30 protein-coding genes are annotated in these 20,548 nt (G+C 50.3%); 9 read left to right on the top strand and 21 right to left on the bottom strand.

Going from position 1 to position 20,548, the window contains the following annotated elements; all coding sequences use genetic code 11:
* The 3 genes from JCM14467_RS18775 to JCM14467_RS18765 are packed head-to-tail and all read right to left on the bottom strand — an operon-like array spanning window position 1 to window position 1,119.
* Entirely contained in the window at window positions 1–378 is a 378-nt protein-coding gene (locus JCM14467_RS18775) for a hypothetical protein (protein WP_252901655.1), read from the bottom strand.
* A 2-nt stretch (window positions 379–380) separates the two neighbouring features.
* Window positions 381–659, bottom strand: coding sequence for a hypothetical protein (locus JCM14467_RS18770; protein WP_252901654.1), 279 nt, complete (start codon window positions 657–659; stop codon window positions 381–383).
* On the bottom strand, window positions 640–1,119 hold the full coding sequence (locus tag JCM14467_RS18765; RefSeq protein ID WP_252901653.1) for an ATP-binding cassette domain-containing protein: 480 nt from the start codon (window positions 1,117–1,119) through the stop codon (window positions 640–642). Before JCM14467_RS18765 ends, JCM14467_RS18770 begins: the two co-directional genes overlap by 20 nt.
* Window positions 1,120–1,217: 98 nt before the next feature.
* Here JCM14467_RS18765 and JCM14467_RS18760 point away from each other — a divergent pair, with 98 nt between their 5' ends.
* From JCM14467_RS18760 to JCM14467_RS12870, 4 genes are read left to right on the top strand one after another with little or no spacing between them, the layout of a single operon-like run.
* Window positions 1,218–1,631: a hypothetical protein gene (locus JCM14467_RS18760; protein WP_252901652.1), complete on the top strand. Its 414-nt coding sequence runs from the start codon at window positions 1,218–1,220 to the stop codon at window positions 1,629–1,631.
* Complete coding sequence (locus tag JCM14467_RS12880) at window positions 1,577–2,380, top strand: hypothetical protein (protein ID WP_252901651.1); 804 nt, start codon at window positions 1,577–1,579, stop codon at window positions 2,378–2,380. The genes JCM14467_RS18760 and JCM14467_RS12880 overlap by 55 nt, the downstream gene beginning before the upstream one ends.
* A 56-nt stretch (window positions 2,381–2,436) precedes the next feature.
* Window positions 2,437–2,910, top strand: coding sequence for a class I SAM-dependent methyltransferase (locus JCM14467_RS12875; RefSeq protein ID WP_054850429.1), 474 nt, complete (start codon window positions 2,437–2,439; stop codon window positions 2,908–2,910).
* Window positions 2,911–2,929: 19 nt separating this feature from the next.
* Complete coding sequence (locus JCM14467_RS12870) at window positions 2,930–3,160, top strand: hypothetical protein (protein WP_054850428.1); 231 nt, start codon at window positions 2,930–2,932, stop codon at window positions 3,158–3,160.
* Between the two features lies 1 nt (window position 3,161).
* Here the strand turns inward: JCM14467_RS12870 and JCM14467_RS12865 are convergent, their stop codons facing one another.
* Window positions 3,162–3,533: an aspartyl protease family protein gene (locus tag JCM14467_RS12865; RefSeq protein ID WP_054850443.1), complete on the bottom strand. Its 372-nt coding sequence runs from the start codon at window positions 3,531–3,533 to the stop codon at window positions 3,162–3,164.
* 159 nt (window positions 3,534–3,692) lie between these two features.
* Window positions 3,693–5,066 (bottom strand): chloride channel protein, encoded by a 1,374-nt coding sequence (locus JCM14467_RS12860; protein ID WP_252901650.1) that lies wholly within the window; start codon window positions 5,064–5,066, stop codon window positions 3,693–3,695.
* Window positions 5,067–5,128: 62 nt separating this feature from the next.
* Here JCM14467_RS12860 and JCM14467_RS12855 point away from each other — a divergent pair, with 62 nt between their 5' ends.
* The 5 genes from JCM14467_RS12855 (at window position 5,129) to JCM14467_RS18755 (ending at window position 8,715) form a co-directional block, all read left to right on the top strand.
* A complete protein-coding gene (locus JCM14467_RS12855; RefSeq protein ID WP_252901649.1) occupies window positions 5,129–5,911 on the top strand; it encodes a hypothetical protein in 783 nt (260 codons plus the stop codon).
* An 84-nt stretch (window positions 5,912–5,995) separates the two neighbouring features.
* Entirely contained in the window at window positions 5,996–6,892 is an 897-nt protein-coding gene (locus JCM14467_RS12850) for a hypothetical protein (protein ID WP_054850425.1), read from the top strand.
* Entirely contained in the window at window positions 6,829–7,395 is a 567-nt protein-coding gene (locus JCM14467_RS12845; protein ID WP_252901648.1) for a hypothetical protein, read from the top strand. The genes JCM14467_RS12850 and JCM14467_RS12845 overlap by 64 nt, the downstream gene beginning before the upstream one ends.
* Before the next feature lie 122 nt (window positions 7,396–7,517).
* Window positions 7,518–8,501, top strand: a complete 984-nt coding sequence (locus JCM14467_RS12840) for a cation:proton antiporter (protein WP_252901647.1) — start codon at window positions 7,518–7,520, stop codon at window positions 8,499–8,501.
* Between the two features lie 40 nt (window positions 8,502–8,541).
* A complete protein-coding gene (locus tag JCM14467_RS18755) occupies window positions 8,542–8,715 on the top strand; it encodes a hypothetical protein (protein WP_252901646.1) in 174 nt (57 codons plus the stop codon).
* On the opposite strand, the gene JCM14467_RS20260 is transcribed toward JCM14467_RS18755, so the two are convergent.
* From JCM14467_RS20260 to JCM14467_RS18715, 16 genes are all read right to left on the bottom strand, one after another.
* Entirely contained in the window at window positions 8,698–9,534 is an 837-nt protein-coding gene (locus tag JCM14467_RS20260; RefSeq protein ID WP_342765556.1) for a hypothetical protein, read from the bottom strand. The genes JCM14467_RS18755 and JCM14467_RS20260 overlap by 18 nt on opposite strands.
* Window positions 9,531–10,091 (bottom strand): CoA-binding protein, encoded by a 561-nt coding sequence (locus tag JCM14467_RS20255; RefSeq protein WP_342765555.1) that lies wholly within the window; start codon window positions 10,089–10,091, stop codon window positions 9,531–9,533. Before JCM14467_RS20255 ends, JCM14467_RS20260 begins: the two co-directional genes overlap by 4 nt.
* 25 nt (window positions 10,092–10,116) lie before the next feature.
* A complete protein-coding gene (locus JCM14467_RS18750) occupies window positions 10,117–10,506 on the bottom strand; it encodes a hypothetical protein (RefSeq protein WP_252901645.1) in 390 nt (129 codons plus the stop codon).
* A 46-nt stretch (window positions 10,507–10,552) separates the two neighbouring features.
* Window positions 10,553–10,975, bottom strand: coding sequence for a hypothetical protein (locus tag JCM14467_RS18745; protein ID WP_252901644.1), 423 nt, complete (start codon window positions 10,973–10,975; stop codon window positions 10,553–10,555).
* Window positions 10,976–11,023: 48 nt separating this feature from the next.
* The gene (locus tag JCM14467_RS18740) at window positions 11,024–11,185 is read right to left on the bottom strand and encodes a hypothetical protein (protein ID WP_252901643.1); all 162 of its coding nucleotides are present in this window, start codon (window positions 11,183–11,185) and stop codon (window positions 11,024–11,026) included.
* The gene (locus JCM14467_RS12825; RefSeq protein ID WP_252901642.1) at window positions 11,163–13,076 is read right to left on the bottom strand and encodes an SMC family ATPase; all 1,914 of its coding nucleotides are present in this window, start codon (window positions 13,074–13,076) and stop codon (window positions 11,163–11,165) included. The genes JCM14467_RS18740 and JCM14467_RS12825 overlap by 23 nt, the downstream gene beginning before the upstream one ends.
* On the bottom strand, window positions 13,055–13,432 hold the full coding sequence (locus JCM14467_RS18735) for an AAA family ATPase (protein ID WP_252901641.1): 378 nt from the start codon (window positions 13,430–13,432) through the stop codon (window positions 13,055–13,057). The genes JCM14467_RS12825 and JCM14467_RS18735 overlap by 22 nt, the downstream gene beginning before the upstream one ends.
* Window positions 13,429–14,673, bottom strand: a complete 1,245-nt coding sequence (locus JCM14467_RS12820) for a DNA repair exonuclease (RefSeq protein ID WP_054850423.1) — start codon at window positions 14,671–14,673, stop codon at window positions 13,429–13,431. The genes JCM14467_RS18735 and JCM14467_RS12820 overlap by 4 nt, the downstream gene beginning before the upstream one ends.
* A gap of 1 nt (window position 14,674) precedes the next feature.
* Window positions 14,675–16,156: an ATP-binding protein gene (locus JCM14467_RS12815; RefSeq protein WP_252901640.1), complete on the bottom strand. Its 1,482-nt coding sequence runs from the start codon at window positions 16,154–16,156 to the stop codon at window positions 14,675–14,677.
* On the bottom strand, window positions 16,123–16,596 hold the full coding sequence (locus JCM14467_RS18730) for a hypothetical protein (protein WP_252901639.1): 474 nt from the start codon (window positions 16,594–16,596) through the stop codon (window positions 16,123–16,125). The genes JCM14467_RS12815 and JCM14467_RS18730 overlap by 34 nt, the downstream gene beginning before the upstream one ends.
* Window positions 16,597–17,254: 658 nt before the next feature.
* Window positions 17,255–17,761 (bottom strand): hypothetical protein, encoded by a 507-nt coding sequence (locus JCM14467_RS12810; RefSeq protein ID WP_054850422.1) that lies wholly within the window; start codon window positions 17,759–17,761, stop codon window positions 17,255–17,257.
* 93 nt (window positions 17,762–17,854) lie between these two features.
* Window positions 17,855–18,133, bottom strand: coding sequence for a hypothetical protein (locus tag JCM14467_RS12805; RefSeq protein WP_252901638.1), 279 nt, complete (start codon window positions 18,131–18,133; stop codon window positions 17,855–17,857).
* A gap of 33 nt (window positions 18,134–18,166) precedes the next feature.
* A complete protein-coding gene (locus JCM14467_RS12800; RefSeq protein ID WP_252901637.1) occupies window positions 18,167–18,802 on the bottom strand; it encodes a ParA family protein in 636 nt (211 codons plus the stop codon).
* Entirely contained in the window at window positions 18,766–18,978 is a 213-nt protein-coding gene (locus JCM14467_RS18725; RefSeq protein ID WP_252901636.1) for a nucleotide-binding protein, read from the bottom strand. Before JCM14467_RS18725 ends, JCM14467_RS12800 begins: the two co-directional genes overlap by 37 nt.
* Window positions 18,968–19,756: an ATPase, T2SS/T4P/T4SS family gene (locus tag JCM14467_RS18720; protein ID WP_252901635.1), complete on the bottom strand. Its 789-nt coding sequence runs from the start codon at window positions 19,754–19,756 to the stop codon at window positions 18,968–18,970. Before JCM14467_RS18720 ends, JCM14467_RS18725 begins: the two co-directional genes overlap by 11 nt.
* Window positions 19,705–20,541, bottom strand: coding sequence for a hypothetical protein (locus JCM14467_RS18715; protein WP_252901634.1), 837 nt, complete (start codon window positions 20,539–20,541; stop codon window positions 19,705–19,707). Before JCM14467_RS18715 ends, JCM14467_RS18720 begins: the two co-directional genes overlap by 52 nt.
* Window positions 20,542–20,548: the final 7 nt, after the last annotated feature.

The raw sequence follows: 20,548 nt of genomic DNA, 5'->3' as shown, positions 1-20,548 counted from the left end.
TTATGGCGGCAAGCTTATGACACCCTCGCCGAGGCCCAGGGACCTGAGTAGGTCGCCAATTGTTGGGTAGCCCATTACCGAGGTTACGATTGGCATTAGTAGCATGTAGGTCATGAGTATTATGAAGTACATCGTTAGGTATTCATAGGGTGGTGATTGGTAAATATTGGTTAAACCCCTCCAATGCGTGGTTAGGGCGATGATTAATGGAGTGAGTAGGTATGTCGTAACCATTACCGAAGCCATTACCTTAATTACCCTATAACCACCAACCAACCTATCAACCCTGATGGGCCTAGCCCCAGTCCTCCTGGCCTGGGTTATCGCCTGCACAATCAATTCCCTATAAACCAACTCACCCAATTCCCAAGTATTCATAGTCACAAACCCTCGAGCAAACCCCTAATCTCATCCTCAGCCCTAATAGCCCTTAGGAATGCCTCCTCAAGGCTACCTGCATTGACCGCGTTCATTATCTCTGTCGGCGTGCCCTCCATTACTAGCCTACCCTCATTGATAATGCCAATCCTGGTGCAAACCCTCTCTGCGACCTCCATTATGTGCGTCGTGAATAGTATTGAACCGCCAGACTCAAGGTGTCTCTGCATCAACTCCTTAACAACCCTCACGGACTTGGCATCAAGGTAGTTGAAGCTCATCCATGAGTAGGAGTCTCGGCCTATGCATTAGGGCAGCTACGATAGCCACCCTCTGCCTATTGCCGGCCGAGAGAGACATTATTGGCTTATCGATGAATTCCTCAAGGCCCAACGCCCTGACCAGGGTCTCCACGTATTTTGGGTCCCTGACACCCCTGACAGACCCCACGAACTCCAGGAAGTCCCTTGGGCTCAAAGTCTCCAGAATCAATGGCGACTCTAGGACTGCGCCTACGTAATTCATGACCTCAGGCCTTGGTGGGCCCATGCCGAGTATGTCTATGGTTCCCTCATACCTAACGAGACCAAGAACGGCCTTTATAGTTGATGTCTTGCCTGCCCCATTTGGGCCGAGCAAACAGTAGGTCTCTCCTTGCCTAACACATGTGCTTAGGCCGTTGACGGCGACCTTACTCCCGTACCTCACGATTAGTTTTTCAATCCTTAATGCACAACTCATTCAATTAAGCACTGGCAACACATCCCTTTATTACTTTATTAGGTGCTGCCCGCCTGTGGTATTCTTTAATTTTTAACAACTCATGGATTTAAGCCAGGATGCATAGGAGTGTTTACTTAATTTTGTTTGTTAAGGGGTTGAGGACCTTCGCCTTCGGCCTCGTTAGTGTCCTGACGCCCATTTACCTGGCAATGCTGGGTTTTTCGCCGATGTACGTTGGTGTGGCTTTGTTTCTCGTGGTCCTTGGTAACGCTACCTCGAACTTATTATTGACGTGGTTTGGCGATGTGATTGGTAGGAGGAGGTTGTTACTCATCTTTAGTTTCCTCACGTTTATTTCGGGCATCCTCCTATACTCATCCTCGCTATACCCAATACTTGCCCTCGCCCTATTCATTGGGAATATAAGCACCACGGTACTGAGACTGGGCCTTACCAATCCGTTGAGGTTGGTGTGTTGCCCAGGTTTGTGGGTGATGGGTTGGGTAGGGTCTTGGGTATTTACAACCTAGTTGGTTACTCGGCATCCTCGCTGGGAGCCCTGGCATCCTCAATACCCGCCTACCTGGGGAATGAGTTGGTTCTTGTTAGGTCTATGTACCTGGTTTATGCGGTGGCCGGCCTAATCATGTTCATGACCTACACCGTGTTGGGTGGTATTGAGGCTGGTAGGAGGGCCTTTGGGCTTAGGGGTTTGGGTAGGGCTGTTGCCGATATTAGGAACTTGTCGGTGTTATTCTCCTTAGATGCCTTTGGCGGTGGTTTGGTGTCTCAGTCCCTGCTGTCCTATTGGTTCTATATTCGTTATGGAGTATCCCTTAGGGAGTTGGGCGTTGCGTTTATGGCCGTTAACGTGGTTACGGCGATCTCACTGGTCATTGCGCCTCTAATTGCGGAGAGGATTGGTAACCTGAGGACTATGGTGTATACACACATTGTTTCTAACGTGTTCCTAATACTCGTGCCACTCGCAGGTTCATTCCAGGGAAGCCTAGCCTTCCTCCTGCTTAGGCAGAGTGTTTCTCAGATGGATGTTCCGACTAGGCAGGCCTTTATGGCTGAGATATTCAGTGATGATGCGAGGGTTTCTGCGAATGCTGTGACGAATACTGCGAGGAGTGTTAGTTCCCTGCCAGGGCCCTTGATAGTTGGTGACTTGGTGGCGAATGGGTTCTACTCCCTGCCATTCATAATCAGTGGCTCCTTAAAGACCGCTTACGACCTGGCAATATACCTAATGTACAGAGGTAGGGCTCGTTAGGCGTGGCTACGCATTGGGTAAGGGCTAAATTCTAACGCCGTGGCTTAACCATAGTCATGCTTAGCTATAAGCTCCAAGTGCGTGAATACTACGAGACATTGGGCATGAGGTACCTGGATCTGTACCTAAGGGATAGCGTGCTCGGCTACCTTAAGGCCGCCGAGGCCCTGAGGACTAGGGGCTTGAGGATCCTAGACATTGGCTGTGGGGTTGGTGTTGGGGCAGGGTTACTATCAGGCTCGGCCGCGCAGTACGTGTGCCTGGACATTGCCTGCGGGGTCCTTAGGTACGCCAACTCCCTGCCCAATGCGGATATCGTCTGCGCAGACGCCGCGTTACTACCCATTAGGCCTGGCTCCATTGACTATGCCCTGCTTATAAACGTGGTTAATGCCGAAACGGACGGCGAGGCCATACTCAGGGAGGCCCTGAGCCTCGGTGCTCGCGTCTATGCCGAGTCGCCCAGGGCCTTGGATAATGAGTTGATTAGGCACTTAATTCCTAGGGTAGGTTTTAATACAACTGATTAATCATTATAATAGTTAAGTAATGGTTTCTGAGGAAGTAATTAAGGAATTGAAAGATAGGGAGGAGGAGGCAAGGAGGGTTAGGAGGGCTGAGGCTGATTGGGAGTTCATAAACTCATTACCGCCAAGGGTTAGGAGTGCCGTGGTGTTATTCATCGAGACCGGCGACCTGAGACTGGCGCAGAAGTTGTCTGGGCTTGACCTTGAGGGCTTCATTGACGTGCTTAGGAGGGCTAGGGTCTGGATCACGTAATTCATGCACGCCCAATAAGCATGAGGAATAACTCCGTTGGTCTCAATGTCCCACGCACCGGGTCCACCTCGAGTCCTAGTTCCTCGAGTGTTATTGAGCCCAGTAGGTACGTGCCCTCATCGCCGAAGACCACGATTGTGTATGCCCTAAAGCCCTGGACCTCAATGCCCATTACCCCAATGTTCCTCTCGACAACCCTGCCATCAGTGAGCCTAAACCTCCTGATGCCCATTGGCTTGATGCCAAGTTCGTTAAGGATCCTGGCGGGTAGCACCGTGTATGTGGAGCCCGTGTCAACCAGGAGCTCCACCTCCCTGGTCCTGCCAGGCTCGTCAATGTTCCACACGGTTGCCTTGACCTTAACAAAGCCCATACCCAATATAAGCACCGTGTCAACGCCTTTTAAACCTTGGGTAATGATCATGGCTTGCGCGGTCGTTACGTACGCCGTGATGTTACCCAGGTAATTGGTCATGACTAGGTACGTATTGGCATAATGCGTGCCATGGATTGATTATTACGTTTCATTGCCTTAAAGCCCTGGTTGCTTGGTCGTGGTGCGTTTTACGGAGCCCCTCGTGGGTACCTGGGACTTGAATATTGTGAATCTCCACGCCGTCACTAGGTAGGCTATTGCCGAGGCTACCGCAGCCTCGGGTAGTAGTTGGTAGTTACTCGCCATTTCTAGGACTACGGCCATCACCGCCAGGGGCGCATTCGACGCAGCACCGAACATTGCTAGGGCGCTCACTATGACGAATGGTGCGATACTCGGTGCCAGGTTTGGGAATAGGTGGTGAAATAGTAGGCCCATGTCGAGGCCCGTGAAGGCCCCTATCACGATACCCGGCGCGAAGACCCCACCGACCTCGCCGGAGCTTAGGGTTATGGATGTGGAGAGGATCTTAATAATTGGGAGTAGTGCCAGGAGTATGATCAGTGGTAGCACGGGTGACGCGAATGCGCCTAACCTGGTGTATACGGCTGGGTCAATCCAACCCTCACCCGAACTAAGCACCTGCGGTGCTACCAAGCCGATTAAGCCCACGAGCAAGCCACCAATGGCCGCCTTGACGGTATCGCCCACCCTGAGCCTACTGAATAACCTGCCAAATAAATCCAGCGACTCTATGTATGTAATCGCCACCGCACCATCAACAATCCCAAGCACTGCGTAAAGGGGCATTGACTGGATCGGCACTACCGTAATTATCTGACCTAGGTATGGCTTGAAGCCGGTCACCAGGCAGAAGAGTGCGTAAGCAACCGCGGAGGCTATGGCGGCTGGGTAGAGTGCCTTAACCTCGATATCCCTCCTGTAAGGTAGTTCAGCCGCGAGTAATGCACCGCCTATTGGCGCCTTGAATATTGCGCCCAGGGCGGCCCCTGCACCAACCATCATTGCCAGGGCCCTATCCTCATCACTCAGGCCGAGCCTCTCGGCTATGAAGTAGGATAGACCACCACCGAAATTACCGGTTGGTGCCTCCGGACCTGCAGAGCCTCCTGAGCCTATTGTTATTGTCGAGAGGACGACATTCATGAAGCTGTGAAGCACTGGGTTGTTGAAGGGTCTCTTCCTCCCATGGTAGGCCTCAATCAACCTATCAAGGCCTGCCCTGGACTCTCGGAACTCCCTGACTAGGTAGGCGACGATTAGGGCGCCGATCACCGTGGACGCTGGTATTAACCAGGGCCTGCTAATGTGGATGGTGTACCTCAATGAGCCACCTAAACCCGGTGGTTCGGGCTGTTTATAACCAACGAGTAGGCCCAGGAATAGGTGTGTCATGAGTCTCAGCATTAGGTAGAATGTTATTGCGGAGAAGCCCGCGGCTAAACCGGTCAAAATGCCCAGGATCAACCACTTAATGGCGTATGGCTGTCTCGATACGTCCATGGGCATTTTGATACATGTGGGAAATACATAAAGGTATTATCTATTAACACTGTAATTAGGTGCCTCAGATGATGCAATTAATCACCGCGTTATTAGCCATCACGTACCTAATCACATCCTCGGCAATAGCCTATCTATTGTTCAGTAAATTTACCTGGCGTGGCAGGGCCTACTGGGTCTTGATTGGTGTTGGCTTCATGCTTCTGGCCGTGATTTTACAGGCCATTGTCCAGGGAATACCAACACTAATAATCGTGTTCACCCACGTCAGCGAGGCCCCGACCAATCCTGGGTCGATCATTGGCTTTGTCCAGGGTTTTGTTAAGTCGAACATTTACTGGTTAGCCATCTATATGGGATTGATCGCCGGCGTTTTCCAGGAGACCTTCAGGTACCTAGCCGTTAAGGATCGTGAGTTTAAGGCATCGCTATATATTGGCTACGGCTTTGCCGTAATAGACATAGCGTTTACGGTGATTTCGGCGCTTTCGTCATTATTTATTACCATGCCCATGGAATTTAATGTTCAGCAGTACGTCGCCGCGGTATCAATTGTGGGCTTGGTACTACAGCCAGTGATCTCCTTCACCTTTCATCCAGGGGCCTCCCTAATAATTAGGCGCTATCAATCCGTTGGTAGGGGATTCCTGGGCCTATTACTGATGATCCTCGCCCACACCTACATTGACTCATTCACGTGGTACCTGGACAACGCAGTAGCCCTTAACCTCATTGGTCCAGGACTCGTGGTGCCCCTATCATCCGTATTCTTCGCCACAGTCACGGCAATATCTGCGTTGATTCTAGCTACTGGGCTTAGAGTAGACGGTGGTTTGCGCTCATTCACGTAAGCGCATAGGTGATCCTTGTGATGCGTGCAGGTTGCATTTTAACTGAACTTCCAAGTTTAAAAAAGTCCTTAAGCGGTTTATTGAGTGTATGAGGCGCATAACGTTTGCCTGATCGGTGCTGTACTAATAATGATGGTGCTAGCCGCGTCTCTAATGCCACAACTTTATGTGCTACACAAGCAAATGACTCATGAACAAATAACCAATGGCAGCGCTTCCTCGCTACTTAGTTTACTTAATGGTGTTCCTAAACCCACCGTATGTGTTATTGGTTCCCTAAGTAATCCATACGTGGCCAGCATGGCCAGAGGCTTGAGCATGGTTAGTGTGCCCTATACTGTGGAATCATCATTCCCAGTCAATGCTTCATGCAGCATGATCGTTATCGAGGATGACCTACTAAGCCTGAATAGTAGTTATTATAGGCATGAAATAATTAATTACTTGGAGCGTGGTTTACCCATCGAGGTTGTGGGTCCTAACGCGGGTAATACATTATTAAATTTAATAGGTGATTTTATTAGTAAAAGGGCTACCGTAGTTATCGGCGAGGCTGGTCCCAACAAAACCGTTATACCTAGGTTACCAAGTGGTATCACCGCGATAATGGTCGCAATGATACCCTCAAGAAACGTCAGTAGGTTCGTGACTGGCTGGGATATTTTTGAGGGATTAACGCCAAATAACCTAACATATGCTGTGTTGAGGAGTTGGAGGGATTATAATGGGATGCTGATGAACGTGAATAATAAGCTTTATGTTCCGGTATCAACCCTAACGCTTTCGGTTCCAAGGATTGAGCTTCAATCAAGCGCCACATCAATGACGGTATTTATTCAGGGATTCACGTACGTGGGCTACGTGGGTTGGTATTCATCGAGTGTCTATGATTGGTTCGGGTATCTGGCAGGTGAACAATGGCTATGGTTAAGTTTTACTACGCATACCAGCAATCCCCTGGACCTTACTGGTGGTTCCTAAACCTAATACAGCATGAGGTGGAGGGTTTCCCAACACCAAGTATTGGATTTAGCCCATGTAGTGCAGGTGAGGGCGTTAATGCCTATTCCAATACTCTTCCCGGCCAGGTATTTTGGGGCGCCGCACCCACGGGCTCATCATCAGGCCAGCAAACAATATCCTACACACTCGGTGCTGGCCCATCTGGTGTTTATGTGCAGATGACCGAGACGGTTACCCAGGGAACCATTGGTTGGGGTTATTCGGGCAATCCAAGCCTTGGCCAGGACTCATGGAATTGGAACTTTTATAATGCTGTGCCAGATTATACTTATACCGTAATACCCAGTGATATCTTCATGCTCGACCCGAGTAAGCCCGGTGGTTATCCACCGCTTTATGAGACCATAAACTTCACGTCAACCTTCACTAATTGGCTTGGTTGCTGGACCAGTCCATCGCCAATAACCATAACCGTTGACGTATATACCAACCAAGTAACGGTGCTCGGTGCGAGTACGTAATGCTCCCACTACATTAATACACCTGCCATTAAAATGAGCTTATTTTCCATTTTCCAACAAGGTTAAAGTTCATCAACATTATGTATAATAATTTATTAAGCGAAGTCACCCAACGAAAGCCTGTGCCTGCTAACGAGGTAATCTTCCTGACATTGCTTGAGGTCAGCATACTGGTGTTGCTGGCTGATTTAGCAGGTAGTGTCCTCGCCAGGTATGGTTTCCCGAGGGTTGTTGCCGAGCTTCTCATCGGGCTTGTCCTAAGCCCCTACGCCCTTGGCTCGGTGCTCAACTCAATACTCCACATGGAGTTATTCACGATTAATGACTACCTACTATTCCTAACAAACCTCTCGATAATACTCCTACTCTTTGCCTCGGGCCTCGAGCATGGCCTGTCAACGCTCAGGGAGGGTGGCATATACGGTATATTAGCCGCGGTTTTTGGTGCCGTGACTCCCTTCGCCCTGGTTTACTGGTCGCTGGTCTCCGTGGGGTTACAACCCACTGAGTCGGCCATCATTGCCCTATCAACCGCGCCCACGAGCCTCGCCGTGGTCGCTGGGATCATCGAGCGTGAGGGCTTGACGGGGCTTCCCAGCACTAAGGTTTTGATAACCGCGGCCTCGATAGACGATGTTGTTACTTTGATACTCCTCTCCATGGTGATTACCACGTTGGGCGCAGGCGGCTTTACATACGGCACCCTCGCCACTGCGGTTAAGATTGTCATTCTTTGGGTCTTGATATTCCTGCTCTCGGTACTGCTCATACCGAGGGTCCTGAATAGGGTTGGTGAGGAGGTTATTGTCTATGCATCCCTGGTTGTCCTCTTCGGCATTGTCCTGGTAATGACGACCCTGGGGTTCTCCGAGGTTGTTGCTGCGTTCATAGCTGGTGTTGCCGTTGCTGAGAGTAGGTTCTCGCAGAGGGTTAGGGAGACTGTGAATCTTCTTCTCGCGATATTTGGTTCTTTATTCTTCATAGTCATGGGTCTACAACTAAACTTCAGGTATATACTCAATGCCGAGGTCCTAGCCGTGGCGTTGTTGGTCTCCCTCATTGCCGTGATCGGCAAGGTAATCGGTATATACCGTTCGCCTACCTAAACTTCGTAATCGCCGTGACTCCGTAATTGTTAGTTACGGGATGATACCAAGGGGTGAAATGGGGCTCGTGGTTGCGTCACTCGGGTTGAGCAGTGGGTTGATTACAATGGGTGACTTTGGGGTTATAATATTCATGGTGCTCATAACCACGTTAATAGGCGCAGTAATCTACAGGCGTGAGGCCTGCAGGTTCAGATCAGCCAGGCCTAGCTAAGCCCCTGACTATGGCATACTCATACAGGGCCCTGAGGGCGTTTGCCGCGGTCTCCAACCTATCATAAGTGGGTACATCACCATCCTCAAGCCTCGCCTTGAATGCCTTGGCGTCCTCATTGGCGCTAATGCCGTAGACGACTATTGGCTTTCCAAACCTCCTTGCCTCAATTATGTAATCGGCGAGTTTGGGGGTCATGCCTGGCAGTTGCATTTGAGCTAGGACCAGTGCCATGTCCACGTGGCTTGTGGGTAGTACCGTGTCCAGGACGAACTTGTACATGGCGTCGGTGGCGCTACCCGTTAGGTCGATTGGGTTTGCCGTACTTGCGAAGGGCGGTAATGACTTGGATAGGGCGCTCCGCAATTCCTGGGGTAGCTCGGGTACCACCAGCCCGAGAGACTCCACATTATCAACTGCCTGCACGCCAGCTCCACCACTATCTGTTATTATTAATACCCTGTTACCCCTCGGTAGTGGCTGTGTCGCTAATGCCTTGGCAACCTCCAGCGCATCCATTAGGTTGTTAACCTCAACCGCACCTGCCTGCCTAAACAACGCCCTGTATATCTCGTAATTACCCGCCAAAGCCGCCGTGTGGGACTTAACAGCCCTGCCCGAGGACCTTGACCTACCAGCCTTATAGACCACCAAGGGCTTAACCCTGGTCACACGCCTTAGCGTCTCGAGCAATCTCCTACCCTCCCCAGGGTATTTCAACCCCTCCATGTACATAACAATCACCTTAACATTATCATCACCTGCCAACGCCTCTAGAAGCTCAATCTCGCCAATGTCCAGCTTGTTTCCGTAGTTCACGGCCAAACCAACACCAATACCTTCCTAGCCGCCCAGTCGAGGATTGCCGCCGCAACTGCGCCACTCTGGCTTATGAGGGCTATTGGGCCTGGTTTTGGTCTCTCCATCCTACCCTGTGGGATGAAGAATGTGTCTAGGCCGTTAAATGCGTTGTAAACGCCAATGCAGTTGGGGCCGAGTATCCTTACCCTGCCCTGCGATGCCTCCTTAACCTCCCTCTCAAGCTTCGCACCCTCCTCACCAACCTCACTAAAACCGCCGCTGATGATTATTGCTGCCTTAACACCCTTGGTCACGCACTCACTCATTATCTTGGGCATAGTGGGCGCCGGCGTGACTATTACGGCGAGGTCAACATCACCGGAAATCTCAAGCACTGACCTGTAAACCCTGTGGCCAAGTAGTTCTGTGTAGCTTGGGTTTACCAGGTAGACCCTGCCCCGGAATTTGGTGAGTAGGTTCCTGGTTATGACCCCGCCGACGCTGCCCTCCCTGGCCGTGGCGCCTATCACGGCTATTGAACCTGGGTTGAATAGGTAGTTAAGGTCCTCACCCACGGCTTAATTGATGGGGCTGGGCTTATTACGTATTACTCAATTGCATGGGTATTATATATACGGGGAACCAGTCCTCCCTCCTAATCACAATGTTATTGTAAGTATAGACGTACTTCAGGGCTAGGTTTAGGTAGAGGAGTGATGGTAGTGATGTTGTTGGCGTTGCGTTGCATGTGTACCAAATGCCCAGTGGCTCGAGTGTTCCGTTTATTGAGGATATGTTTATTGCGAAGTACGTTGGTTCGCCTGGCAGTACCGGTATTGGTTCACTAACATTACACCTAACCTCGCCAATTACCTGCCTAGGGAGACTAGGTTGAAGCCCGTAACTTCCGTGCCCCCCATCGGCGCCATTTGGAATATGTAAACGCCAATAATGGGTCTCGACACGTTCGTTATCACGGATATGGCGCAAACCACGCCGGAGTCCTGCGTCGTTAATTGGAATAACCCCCTCTTAACTACGTCGTAGACCACGGCTGTGGCATTGAGACTATAGCGACCCCGGACTTGGTTAGGTTTGCCAGATTCCCTGGATTGCCAGTTACGCTGAGTCCTGGCGACACAATCACAGTGTTGTTCAGCCCCTGGTAGATCATGAGTAGGAAGTATGATCCGCTGGGTATTTCGCCGCTTAGTGTTATGTTCGTGCCCGTCCTCGGTATGTAGATGCTTACCCTGGTTATTGGGAAGTTGAAGTTGTTCTGGCCAATGGCCACCAGTAGGTTGCTTCCAAAGCCCAGGTACGCGTTTGCCGTCATATTTAGGTAGCCTGTGACGGTGGTTAGTGGCGAGGGTATTGAGAGTATGAGGGTGAGGGATGCTATGAATCCAACGAGTATTATCAAGCCACCAAGGGCGTAGGCCGGTATTCCCCTAGCCATAGCTCCGGGATTAGTGGCTCAGTTATGGAATATAAAATTACCTCTTCATCATGAGTTCGCGAACATGGACTCACCCCTATCGTTGACGAAGCCAACCCTAATCACGTTATCAGCAATAGTCTCCAGGGCATCAACGTGCGACGTTATTATGACAGTCCTAACACCATTACTCAAGCCCCTAATCCAATCACCAACTACGCCTATGCTCATCATCCAGGTGCTCGGTCGGTTCGTCAAGTATTAGTATTGGTATTACGCCCATGACAACCCTGGCTATCGCGTACCTGAGCATTAGGGAGACCAGGTTCCTCTCGCCTATGGATAGGGACTCAATGGATAGTGAGACCCCATCATTCCTCCTAACCACTACCTCGTAGTCCTCATTAACCTCGATTGATGCATATGAGGTCTTGTGCATCAGCTCCTTCATCATTACATTCAACTCCTCATTAACCGAGTCAAGGAATATCCTCCTGACCATGGGCTTGACATCGTCAAGCACCTGCTGGAGCTTGCCAAGCATGTCTGAGGCACTAACGTACTTACCCAACTCACCCTTAACCCTGTTAATCTCGGACTCCCTGCTCGAAATCTCACCCCTCAACTTCTCAATCCTATCCCTAAGCGTGGCAACCCTACCCCTCAACTCACCAACCTCCTTAACCAATGAGTCCCTCTTCGCGCTCAATTCCTTAATCCTAGCCCTGACCTGATCAAGCTCCTTAACCCTACCCTCCAACTCCCTAACCCTGCCCTCAATCCCCAACCTCTCACTGCGTATCCCCAACAACCTAGCCTCGTCATCCCTAACCCTCCTCTCAAGCTCATCAACACTCGCCAACTTACCCCTCAACTCTGCAAGCTCAATCTTAGCCCTACCCAACTCCTCAAGCTCCCTATTCAATTCGCTTAGCTCACCCTCGATACCCTCCAACTCCCTCCTCAGCGCCTCCTCATTATAACTGCTAATCCTTGACAACTCCTCAGTAAGCGAGCTCCTCCTGCCACGTAACTCCTCAAGCGATGCCCTTATCACGCCCTCCTTACTCAACTCACCCTCAATACTCCTCAACTCACCCTCCAACCTGCTCAACTCCTCAGCCTCACTACTCAACTTACTCAACCTACCCATTAACTCCTCCCTCCTCCTCAACAACTCCCTAAGTCTCGCCTCCCTACTAACCACAAGCTCGCGGGCCAGGTCCTTACTCAACGGTCTACCGCATAATGGGCATCTCTCAACGGAGCCACCCTGGAGTAGGTTTAGTTCCATCTCTAGGTGCTCAATCTCCGCGTTAACCCTCGCCAACTCCTCCTTCGCATTATCAATTTCTACATCTATCGAAGTTTTCCTCGCCAACTGTCTCCTCAATTCCTCAGCCCTAGCCTTAAGCTCGCTGATCTTGTCTAGCTCGCTGTTCAATTCCTTAATATTATCATCAATACTCTTCAACTCCCTCCTGACCTCCTCAACCCTCTGCTTATAATTACGGGCCAGCGCGAGCCTCGCCTTAATGTCATCCCTCCTCCTCATTAACTCATTAACCCTAGCCCTTAGCTCACCTTCACTGGATATTGTTGACTCAAGCTCGATAACCCTAGCCCTTAATTGGTTCAACTGGTTTAGGGTCTCTCTTAACGTATTTAACTCATTAGTGACCCTACTCTCCTCCTCACTCAACATTGAAATTCTCTGTCTCAACTCAACGTACTCACTCTCCAGCTTCTCAAGCTCCTCCTCCCTATTCATTAATTGATTCAACTCCTCCTCAATCGCCCTAAGCTCACCCTCCTTACTACCCAACACCCTCTCTGCACCCGACACATCCCTCTCAAGCCTACTCAACTCCTCCCTCCTATCCTTTAACTCACGCTCAAGAACCTCAAGCCTACCCCTAAGGCCCTCGGTAATACTCGACACGGCCCTAAGCCCCTCCCTAACCACGTCCTGCCTAGCCCTCTCAATGGCGTCAAGCCTCAATAGGGTATCAAGCTTGAACTCGCCCTTCCTACCACTCCTGAGTATCTCCCTGATCTCACCCTGACGTACGTAGAGTAATTCCGAGAATGTCTCCAGGTCTATACCCGTGGTCCTAACCACGAACTGCGTGACCTCCCTATCCCTAGCCGCGACCCTCCTGCCACCTTCATCCAGGACATATGTCTGGGACTCGAGACCCTTCTCCGTACTAAATGCCTCTGCACAACGTACCTATGTCCGTCAATCCCAACATACTCAAGTCGGATAATTGCGCTGGATGCACTACGCCTAACAAGGTCACCCAGCCTATACTTACCCCTGACCCAGTCCGAGCCGTATAGGGCTATTGCAATGGCCTCGAGAATGCTCGTCTTCCCTGCACCGTTTGGCCCATGTATGAAGTTAATACCCTCCGTGACCACGGCCCTACCCCTTATTATTGACCTGAAGTTCTCAATCTCAATCCTCGTTATCATCCCCGAACACCCAACCAATCAGTTATTGATTTGCTACCCCTGAGTGGTACACCGACTAGGTTCTCGAGCGATTTCAATGCGCCGTCCTCATCATCAACCCTAACCCTCTCAATAATGTCCATAACCGCGCTAACTAACTCATCATTGCCCAACTTCGACTTTAGCGCTTGTCTAATTATTTCATTAATGCCGCCAAAGACCCTAGCCGATCTCTCACCCTCCCTAACCTGTCTCTCAAGGTTTAGCCTGACGTCCACCCAGGCCTTGGTGAAGAGTTTCCTGAGCTCCATCACGTTGAAGTCCCTGGTCGAGTAGCCACTGGCTACCCTGCCCTCAATCTCCAGTATAACCAGTGAGCCCCTTTGATCCATGTTGCTGGCTATGTAGGACACGTCACCCCTAACAACACTTGGCTTTGCCTCATCATACCTAACCCTCGCCCTGACAAGTCTCCTGGAAACCCCGAGCCTGACATCGCTGACCTTAACGCCGTTACCACTAACGTCAAGTAGTAGGAAGCCCTTTGGGTCCACGTCCTTAACCTTCCTGAGCTTTCCATCCACGTACTCGTAAACCTCGAACTCCCTGGCATCCCAGACCTCGAGCGAGCCTGGGTATACGGCGTTAATCCTCGGGTGCCTAAGCCCATGCTCGTGAATATGCCCAACGGCGAAGTAATCAATGCCGAGTTGGGTCAGGGGCTTTTCATTAATCATGAACACATCAACGTTGGGCATTGGGTATATGTACGGCGCACCCTCTATGTACTGGTGAATAACGGCTATGTTAATTCCACCACCCTTTAGGGCATTCAATGAGTTAATCAATTTGCTCTGCATGTCCGTGTACACCGTACCAACACCAATCACCTTGACACCACCTAGGTCTACGTAATCATTGTCCAGGTACTGAACTAAACCCATTTGGTGAAGGACGGCGAGTGGGTTCTCCACTGGGTTTATTACCGATGAGTCGTGATTACCCCTAGTAACGATTACCCTAATGCCCACCTCCCTAAGCTTTGTCAAACCCCTAATGGCCGTTATGTAAATACTCGGTGGTGGTCTCTGCGTATCGAAGAAGTCACCACTAATTATCACGGCGTCCAACCCCCTCTCTTCCCTAAGCCTAACCAATTCATCAACAGCCCTCAGGAACGCCCTGTTGTAATCCTCAAGTCTCTCCTCTAGCCCGTACTGGCGATGGCCCAGGTGCACGTCCGCTAAATGCGCAATTAACATTCTAATCAACCCTCAGCAGGCCATTCTTAATTGCTTTTGCAGTAAGCGCTATCACGTGTGGGCATGGCTCATAGGGCGACCCACACACCTCACAACTCCAGGAATTCTCGCCAAGCCTAACCTCAACATGCGTATTACCAACCCTACCACTGAGGACGCCAGTGTCGAGACTTACGTCACTGACATCATTAATTAGTGAGATAGCCTCAACCACGCTCCTTGCACCAACCCTGGTGCTAAGGACCTTCTCAACACCTCTCCTCAACTCCTCTATGCCTAAATCAGACTGGGCAGTCCATGCCTTGCTTAGGTCTATGTCTGAGCCGCCGTAATCGAGTACCCTATCCCTGAGCCTAATCACGAGTGGTAGTGGCGTTATTGGGCCGACAACAATACCCTCACCAACGTCAAGCATCGGTATTAACCTACCAAGTTCCTCATTAAGCACCTCACTGGCGCTTAGCACCGCCATCACGTCCCTCTGATTAACAAGCCTTAGTATTACCTGACTATTGCACTGGCTGAGTACGTCGGGATCCACCTTAGACGGCCTTTGGGTTATGACCACCAGGTACACGCCGAACTTACGACCCTCACCCGCAATCCTGGATATAACCCCTAAACTCAGTGTTGATCTGACAGTCCTCGGCTGGGCAAATCTATGGGCCTCCTCCAAAATAACAACCACTGGGAATGGATACCTAGAACCTGGCAGGTTCCTGACGTGGTTAACCCTCGCCCTGAATACCCTGCTCAGTATGTGGTAAACCACGTGGTCCTGAACCTCATCACTTAGGCCGGCGAGGTTTACGATGGCCACGGAGCTGGGCCTAAGTACCTTATCCAGCGGTAGTGACCAGTACGTGTATAGCCCAAGTCTCCTAAGCCTTCTTAGGTACACCCTGGCACTGACGAGCAGTGACTTCTTCGTCTTACTATCTATCAAGTCCTCAAGCTCCTTAAGCACCTTCTCCGCCTTCGCCCTACCCTCCTCATTAAGCACCACGCCGAGTCGCCTGAGCACCCTGTCAATGCTTGTACTAGCACCGTGATCTAGGACCTCATTGATCACCCTAATCATTGAGTCCGGAGTACCTAATTGCTTGGCACCGCTGTACTTAACGATAGTCCTGACCAGGGTGTGTACTAAGTATATTACGTACCTAATCTTAGAGGCGCCCCTTGGCACACCTGCCACATCCGCTAGGATCTCTGGTTGGACCTTCATCGTGTTTATCTTATACCTCAAATCGCCTACACCCACCTCGGATGCCGATATGATGATGACCTTATCGAGGAATTGAGGCCCAAGCCTTGAGATGCTGTTCTTTATGTGCACGTACTCCCCATGTGGGTCTATGACGAGTATTGTGGCGCCCTTCTTCAGCAGTTCCTCAATGAGTATTACCGAGGTCCACGTCTTCCCAGAGCCCGTGGACGCTATTATGGCTAGGTGCTCCTGAGCCCATTCATGTCTATGCAATAGGGCACGTCGGACTTGAGCGATAGCCTACCAATGCATAGCGCTCTTTCTGGGTCAACCCTGACGAACTCGCTGACCATGTTGGTATCGGCTAGGTACACGGGCGTGCCCACGGCAGGTGTCGTCCTAGGCATGTATATCTTATCACCATACTTATAGCCAAGCACCATAACCCTGGCCTGAACGACCTCCACAATGCTGTCCCTTGGCATGTCCTCCAGGACGTCGGCCACGTAGCCATCAACCCCAACCCTATACGGCTCGCGCTTGATCCACAGGACCTGCCCAAGCACCTTAACATCAACCTCCTTGTTATCTACGTAGTCCCTCATGGGTATGTACACATAGTCATAACGATTAACACCACTACTCCTCTTTATGGACACCACATACACCAGTGGACTCTCCACATTAACAACGAACCCAACCTCATTAGCCATGACTAAGCATGTAATCCTCGATACAGTGCGTATTTAAGGTGATGCTTACAGGTATTGAGTAGGCTTGGGCAAAACTTTCACTTAACGTAAACCCTATTATTCAGATATATACTCAGTTAATAATTGACATAATATCAACAATATTTTATTGAAATATAATTAAATTAATGATTAAACTAAGGGGATCATTGGGTAAAACAATAAAATAACTTAATAAGTAAAATATAATCTTATCCATATCCTACTCCTTACGGCATTATAAAGCACGGTAAATAAAGTGTCTTTCTTAGGGCTGGCATGATTGTTGGATTTGCATACCCGCTGCATCCACAGGCTCTTCGGCCTGGCTATTATTCCTCCTCACTCCAAGCCAATTTAGAGTAGGGCTATGACCGCACTGGTTGGTGCATCATTCATTAACGGCTTCCCTCACTATTCCATGAATTGAGATAATCATTGATTTAATAAATCACTAACTGGGTTAGAGCCACCGGCATTTTTGGGCATGGCTTAAGCATTGGCAGTGTTAAAGTGGTGATACCTCAATGAGGGCATAGTTAGTCTTAATTGTCTATCTACGGAGCAGGCACATCGTGACTTGCCGCCAATGATCATTACGCATCAACGCGTATCCTGAATCGATTACTGAATCCAGGGCTTAATGCTTAATGAGCCTTTGAAATATGGAAAGACCTCCCTTCTCCTTAGTTCTGTATCTACCCTCGATTATTGCCTTAAGTTCTCCTGGGCTTATTGATACTCCCTGGCCCCGAAGGATTTGAAGTAGTTGGTCAGTATCTACCCTGCCAGTGTCAAGGTAGTACCTGACCAGCCTATCATCGCACTGCTTTAGGTCGCATTGGGAGAGTAGTATGATTACTACCTCAATGCTTAAACCCCTTGATTGAGCCTTGGTTAGGATTGAGTTAATGGATGCGGGCGTGAAGTACCTACCTAATTTAATGATGGTGTTCCAGCAGTAATCCCTTAATGGCTTGATGCACTTAACCGCCCAGGAACTGGCAAACCTAACCAGGTCCTTATCGCAAGCCACGCCCTGCTTAACTCTCAATCTCCTAGCCCTGAGCCTTAACTTACCCAACTCACTAATCTCCTTCTCCAGTCTCCTCAATGCCCTGTACTCATCCTGCTTATCATTCCTCATTTCTCGCCACCGCAGCCCTTAAGCGACACCCACTTCCTGAAGGCATCTGCGTAATACTTCCCAACCCTCTCCTCAATGAGCTTAACCCACTCCTCAGCTTATGCTCTTGAGGGGCTCCTCGAAGCCGAGGGCTGACGCAATTATTGCCTTCTCAATAAGCGTTAACCTATTAAGTTGGTTGAGTATACTATCAATGATTATCTGACCACTCGGTGCTGATGGTAGTGGTTGTGCGGTTGGTGGTGAGGGTGGTGTCGGCAACGTCTCTACGACGGGCTTCGCCTGACCCACCTCGCTGGGTTGATTTTGCTGGGGTTGTTGACCTTGACTACCCGTTGACTCCTTTAGGAACATCTCGATTGGATTACTCATCATTGGTAAGGAATTAATTGTTTAAAAGGGTCTCTAATCCACGTGACCCGTTAGCATAGCCTTCACCTGCCTAGTCAATGTGTTTGTCATATTGTCGAATGCCTTCCTAAACTCCGCCAGGGTGCCCCTAGGTTCGTAGAGAACCACGGGCTTTAGGGTTGCTGTCAAGTACTGGACTATGGGGCTTGTTGGTAATACGAAGACCTCACCATTCCTTGCATAACCCCTGATCCTATTATCAACATCCATGTTGGGGAGCGACTTATTGAGGATCACATTAATTACCTGCTTATACCCCAATTGGGTGAGCATGGGCTGTATGTAGGCGTTATCTATCTCCCTGAGCACGTACTCGCTGTAGGCTGCGTGGTCTAGGACTATGTTTATTATTTGGGCGGTAAGTAATGGAGGCACCGTGATTGGCATTGGCGCGTTTGCGGGCATGTCTATGAGGATTACCGAGGCTCCCGTAGCCATGACCAGGGAACCAAGCATGCCCAACCACCTGGAGTAGGCATCCTTAACGCCTATGTTGAGTTGGTAAGACCTCGTCATGCCCGGCGGTACGACGAAAACGGAGGATAAGTAACTTGACTTATCCACCAATCGATTAACCTCACCTACAGAGCCCACTAGGTAGTCCAGGGCACCCTGCTTGTCCGGGACCACGCCGAGTATCCTCGATGCTGTTTGGTTGAGTCTACGCCCAGGTCGATTAGTAGGGTGTTTGTTTTTAGTGATTGGCTCAGGAGTATGGCTAGGTTGGCGGCGAGCGTCGACTTACCAGTCCCACCCTTACTCCCACTAAAGAATACCATCACCACATAGCGAGGCTTAAGCGCCATCCCCAATATCCCCACTATTCTTATCCTCACGCTTAAAAGACTCTACTAATTCAGAGTCGATTTTGAGGAGATTCTCAGGAAGTGGTTGATTACCAATAGCCCCGGCACCTGCCTTAGACGACTCCCCAAGGCCCTTAAGAACAATACCCGGCTCCCTATAGAACACGTAGAGCAGGTTGGCCAATTGATCATGGTTTAAACCCGCGTTGGCTACCTTGCTTAGGAATGCGCCCCTAAGCTCCAGCTGCCTGCTTACGTAGTCCGTGCCATAATCCCTAGCTATCCTCGCCAGGTAATGATCCGTGTTATGGATCCTCCTCACAAACCTCCTGATTAGCACCTCATAAACCCCAGTCTCCCTGTTGTACCTGACGTCCCTAGTCATGCCAACCTCAACAACCACCGAAAGCCCTAGCAACTCCTCGGCTTCCAGACCCAGGGTTGCGAGCCTAACCTTGGCTGCTTCGTAGTCCTCAGCGTGGAATGTAGTCAATGCCCCGTGACCCAGTGTAATTGCCTCGGCAAGTGCCTTGAACTCATCCCTGGACCTAGCCTCATTAAGCACGATAATATCCACGCCACTCCTCAGCGCCTGCCTGATGAGCTCCGCCTTATCAATGCTCCTAATCCCATGCGCGTAGGCCACCCTCTCGAACATGGGCTTCACGACTTGGTGATGCGGTAGGAAGAGCTCGGCGACATCCATTATCAAGGCCATGGACTTAGTCACCAACATGTAGGCAACAGCGTTCTGTAAACTCGTCTTACCACTACCCATGGTCCAATGAATAGGATGGGGACCTTATGATCAGCCAACAACCAGAGCGCTGAGGCGTCATTAACATTAATCATGCCATTCCTAACCATGTCCGGGAGCGTCCAGGGCTTACGGGGCAGGACCCTAACGCTTATTGAACCCGGGTTCACCGGCTCCGTCTCAACGCTAAACCTAACACCAAGCTCCGAATCAACGACGCTTGTCACTGGGTTGTACGTGGTGATCGCAGTCCTAGTCCTCTGGGCAATCCTCCTAATGAGATAATCAACGAATGCGTTTAAATCGAAGGCCACCACCTTAATGGCCTTCCTACCTCTCCTCAACTCGTAGGGTTCCCAACCAATCACTACCTGAACCCGGCCGAGGAGTGCATGCTCTATGTATATGCCGCCCATGCCGAACTTTGTACCAGTCTTATTGATGTATACGTCCGTGATGTTTTCCATGAGTAGCAACGGCGTCAACGCCCCGTAATAATTAAACCACCTGTTGAAGACCCCTGCGGCTATTTCCAGGTTTTCCTTTGTTGGCTTTACATTAATTTCCTTAAGACCCCTCTTGATTGCGTTCTCAGGCTTGGCACCAGACCCGATCCAGTCAACAATCTTCTCCAGCGGCATTGCGATTACCCAGTCGGGCAATTCATCAATGACGTAGGCTATGTAGTCGTGGACGCCGTACTGCGCCGCCTGGATTAGGTGAATCTCAATATCGGTCTTAATCCCGCCGAACTCCACCGTGTACTGCCTCACCAACCCCTGGCTCATGATTCTTGGCTTACTCACGTGCATG

This window comes from Vulcanisaeta sp. JCM 14467, from assembly GCF_001316245.1.
Taxonomy (GTDB): Archaea; Thermoproteota; Thermoprotei; order Thermoproteales; family Thermocladiaceae; genus Vulcanisaeta.
Note: the sequence above shows the minus strand (reverse complement) of the source record. Positions and strands in the feature narration are given on the sequence as shown.

Excerpts from the sequence above, each read along its gene's own strand:
- JCM14467_RS18775 (WP_252901655.1), bottom strand. The coding sequence starts at position 378 with ATGAATACTTGGGAATTGGGTGAGTTGGTTTATAGGGAATTGATTGTG.
- JCM14467_RS18770 (WP_252901654.1), bottom strand. The coding sequence starts at position 659 with ATGAGCTTCAACTACCTTGATGCCAAGTCCGTGAGGGTTGTTAAGGAG.
- JCM14467_RS18765 (WP_252901653.1), bottom strand. The coding sequence starts at position 1,119 with ATGAGTTGTGCATTAAGGATTGAAAAACTAATCGTGAGGTACGGGAGT.
- JCM14467_RS18760 (WP_252901652.1), top strand. The coding sequence starts at position 1,218 with ATGCATAGGAGTGTTTACTTAATTTTGTTTGTTAAGGGGTTGAGGACC.
- JCM14467_RS12875 (WP_054850429.1), top strand. The coding sequence starts at position 2,437 with ATGCTTAGCTATAAGCTCCAAGTGCGTGAATACTACGAGACATTGGGC.
- JCM14467_RS12870 (WP_054850428.1), top strand. The coding sequence starts at position 2,930 with ATGGTTTCTGAGGAAGTAATTAAGGAATTGAAAGATAGGGAGGAGGAG.
- JCM14467_RS12865 (WP_054850443.1), bottom strand. The coding sequence starts at position 3,533 with ATGGGCTTTGTTAAGGTCAAGGCAACCGTGTGGAACATTGACGAGCCT.
- JCM14467_RS12860 (WP_252901650.1), bottom strand. The coding sequence starts at position 5,066 with ATGCCCATGGACGTATCGAGACAGCCATACGCCATTAAGTGGTTGATC.
- JCM14467_RS12855 (WP_252901649.1), top strand. The coding sequence starts at position 5,129 with ATGATGCAATTAATCACCGCGTTATTAGCCATCACGTACCTAATCACA.
- JCM14467_RS12845 (WP_252901648.1), top strand. The coding sequence starts at position 6,829 with ATGGCTATGGTTAAGTTTTACTACGCATACCAGCAATCCCCTGGACCT.
- JCM14467_RS18755 (WP_252901646.1), top strand. The coding sequence starts at position 8,542 with ATGATACCAAGGGGTGAAATGGGGCTCGTGGTTGCGTCACTCGGGTTG.
- JCM14467_RS18745 (WP_252901644.1), bottom strand. The coding sequence starts at position 10,975 with ATGGCTAGGGGAATACCGGCCTACGCCCTTGGTGGCTTGATAATACTC.
- JCM14467_RS18740 (WP_252901643.1), bottom strand. The coding sequence starts at position 11,185 with ATGAGCATAGGCGTAGTTGGTGATTGGATTAGGGGCTTGAGTAATGGT.
- JCM14467_RS18735 (WP_252901641.1), bottom strand. The coding sequence starts at position 13,432 with ATGATAACGAGGATTGAGATTGAGAACTTCAGGTCAATAATAAGGGGT.
- JCM14467_RS12820 (WP_054850423.1), bottom strand. The coding sequence starts at position 14,673 with ATGTTAATTGCGCATTTAGCGGACGTGCACCTGGGCCATCGCCAGTAC.
- JCM14467_RS18730 (WP_252901639.1), bottom strand. The coding sequence starts at position 16,596 with ATGGCTAATGAGGTTGGGTTCGTTGTTAATGTGGAGAGTCCACTGGTG.
- JCM14467_RS12810 (WP_054850422.1), bottom strand. The coding sequence starts at position 17,761 with ATGAGGAATGATAAGCAGGATGAGTACAGGGCATTGAGGAGACTGGAG.
- JCM14467_RS12805 (WP_252901638.1), bottom strand. The coding sequence starts at position 18,133 with ATGAGTAATCCAATCGAGATGTTCCTAAAGGAGTCAACGGGTAGTCAA.
- JCM14467_RS18725 (WP_252901636.1), bottom strand. The coding sequence starts at position 18,978 with ATGGCGCTTAAGCCTCGCTATGTGGTGATGGTATTCTTTAGTGGGAGT.
- JCM14467_RS18720 (WP_252901635.1), bottom strand. The coding sequence starts at position 19,756 with ATGGGTAGTGGTAAGACGAGTTTACAGAACGCTGTTGCCTACATGTTG.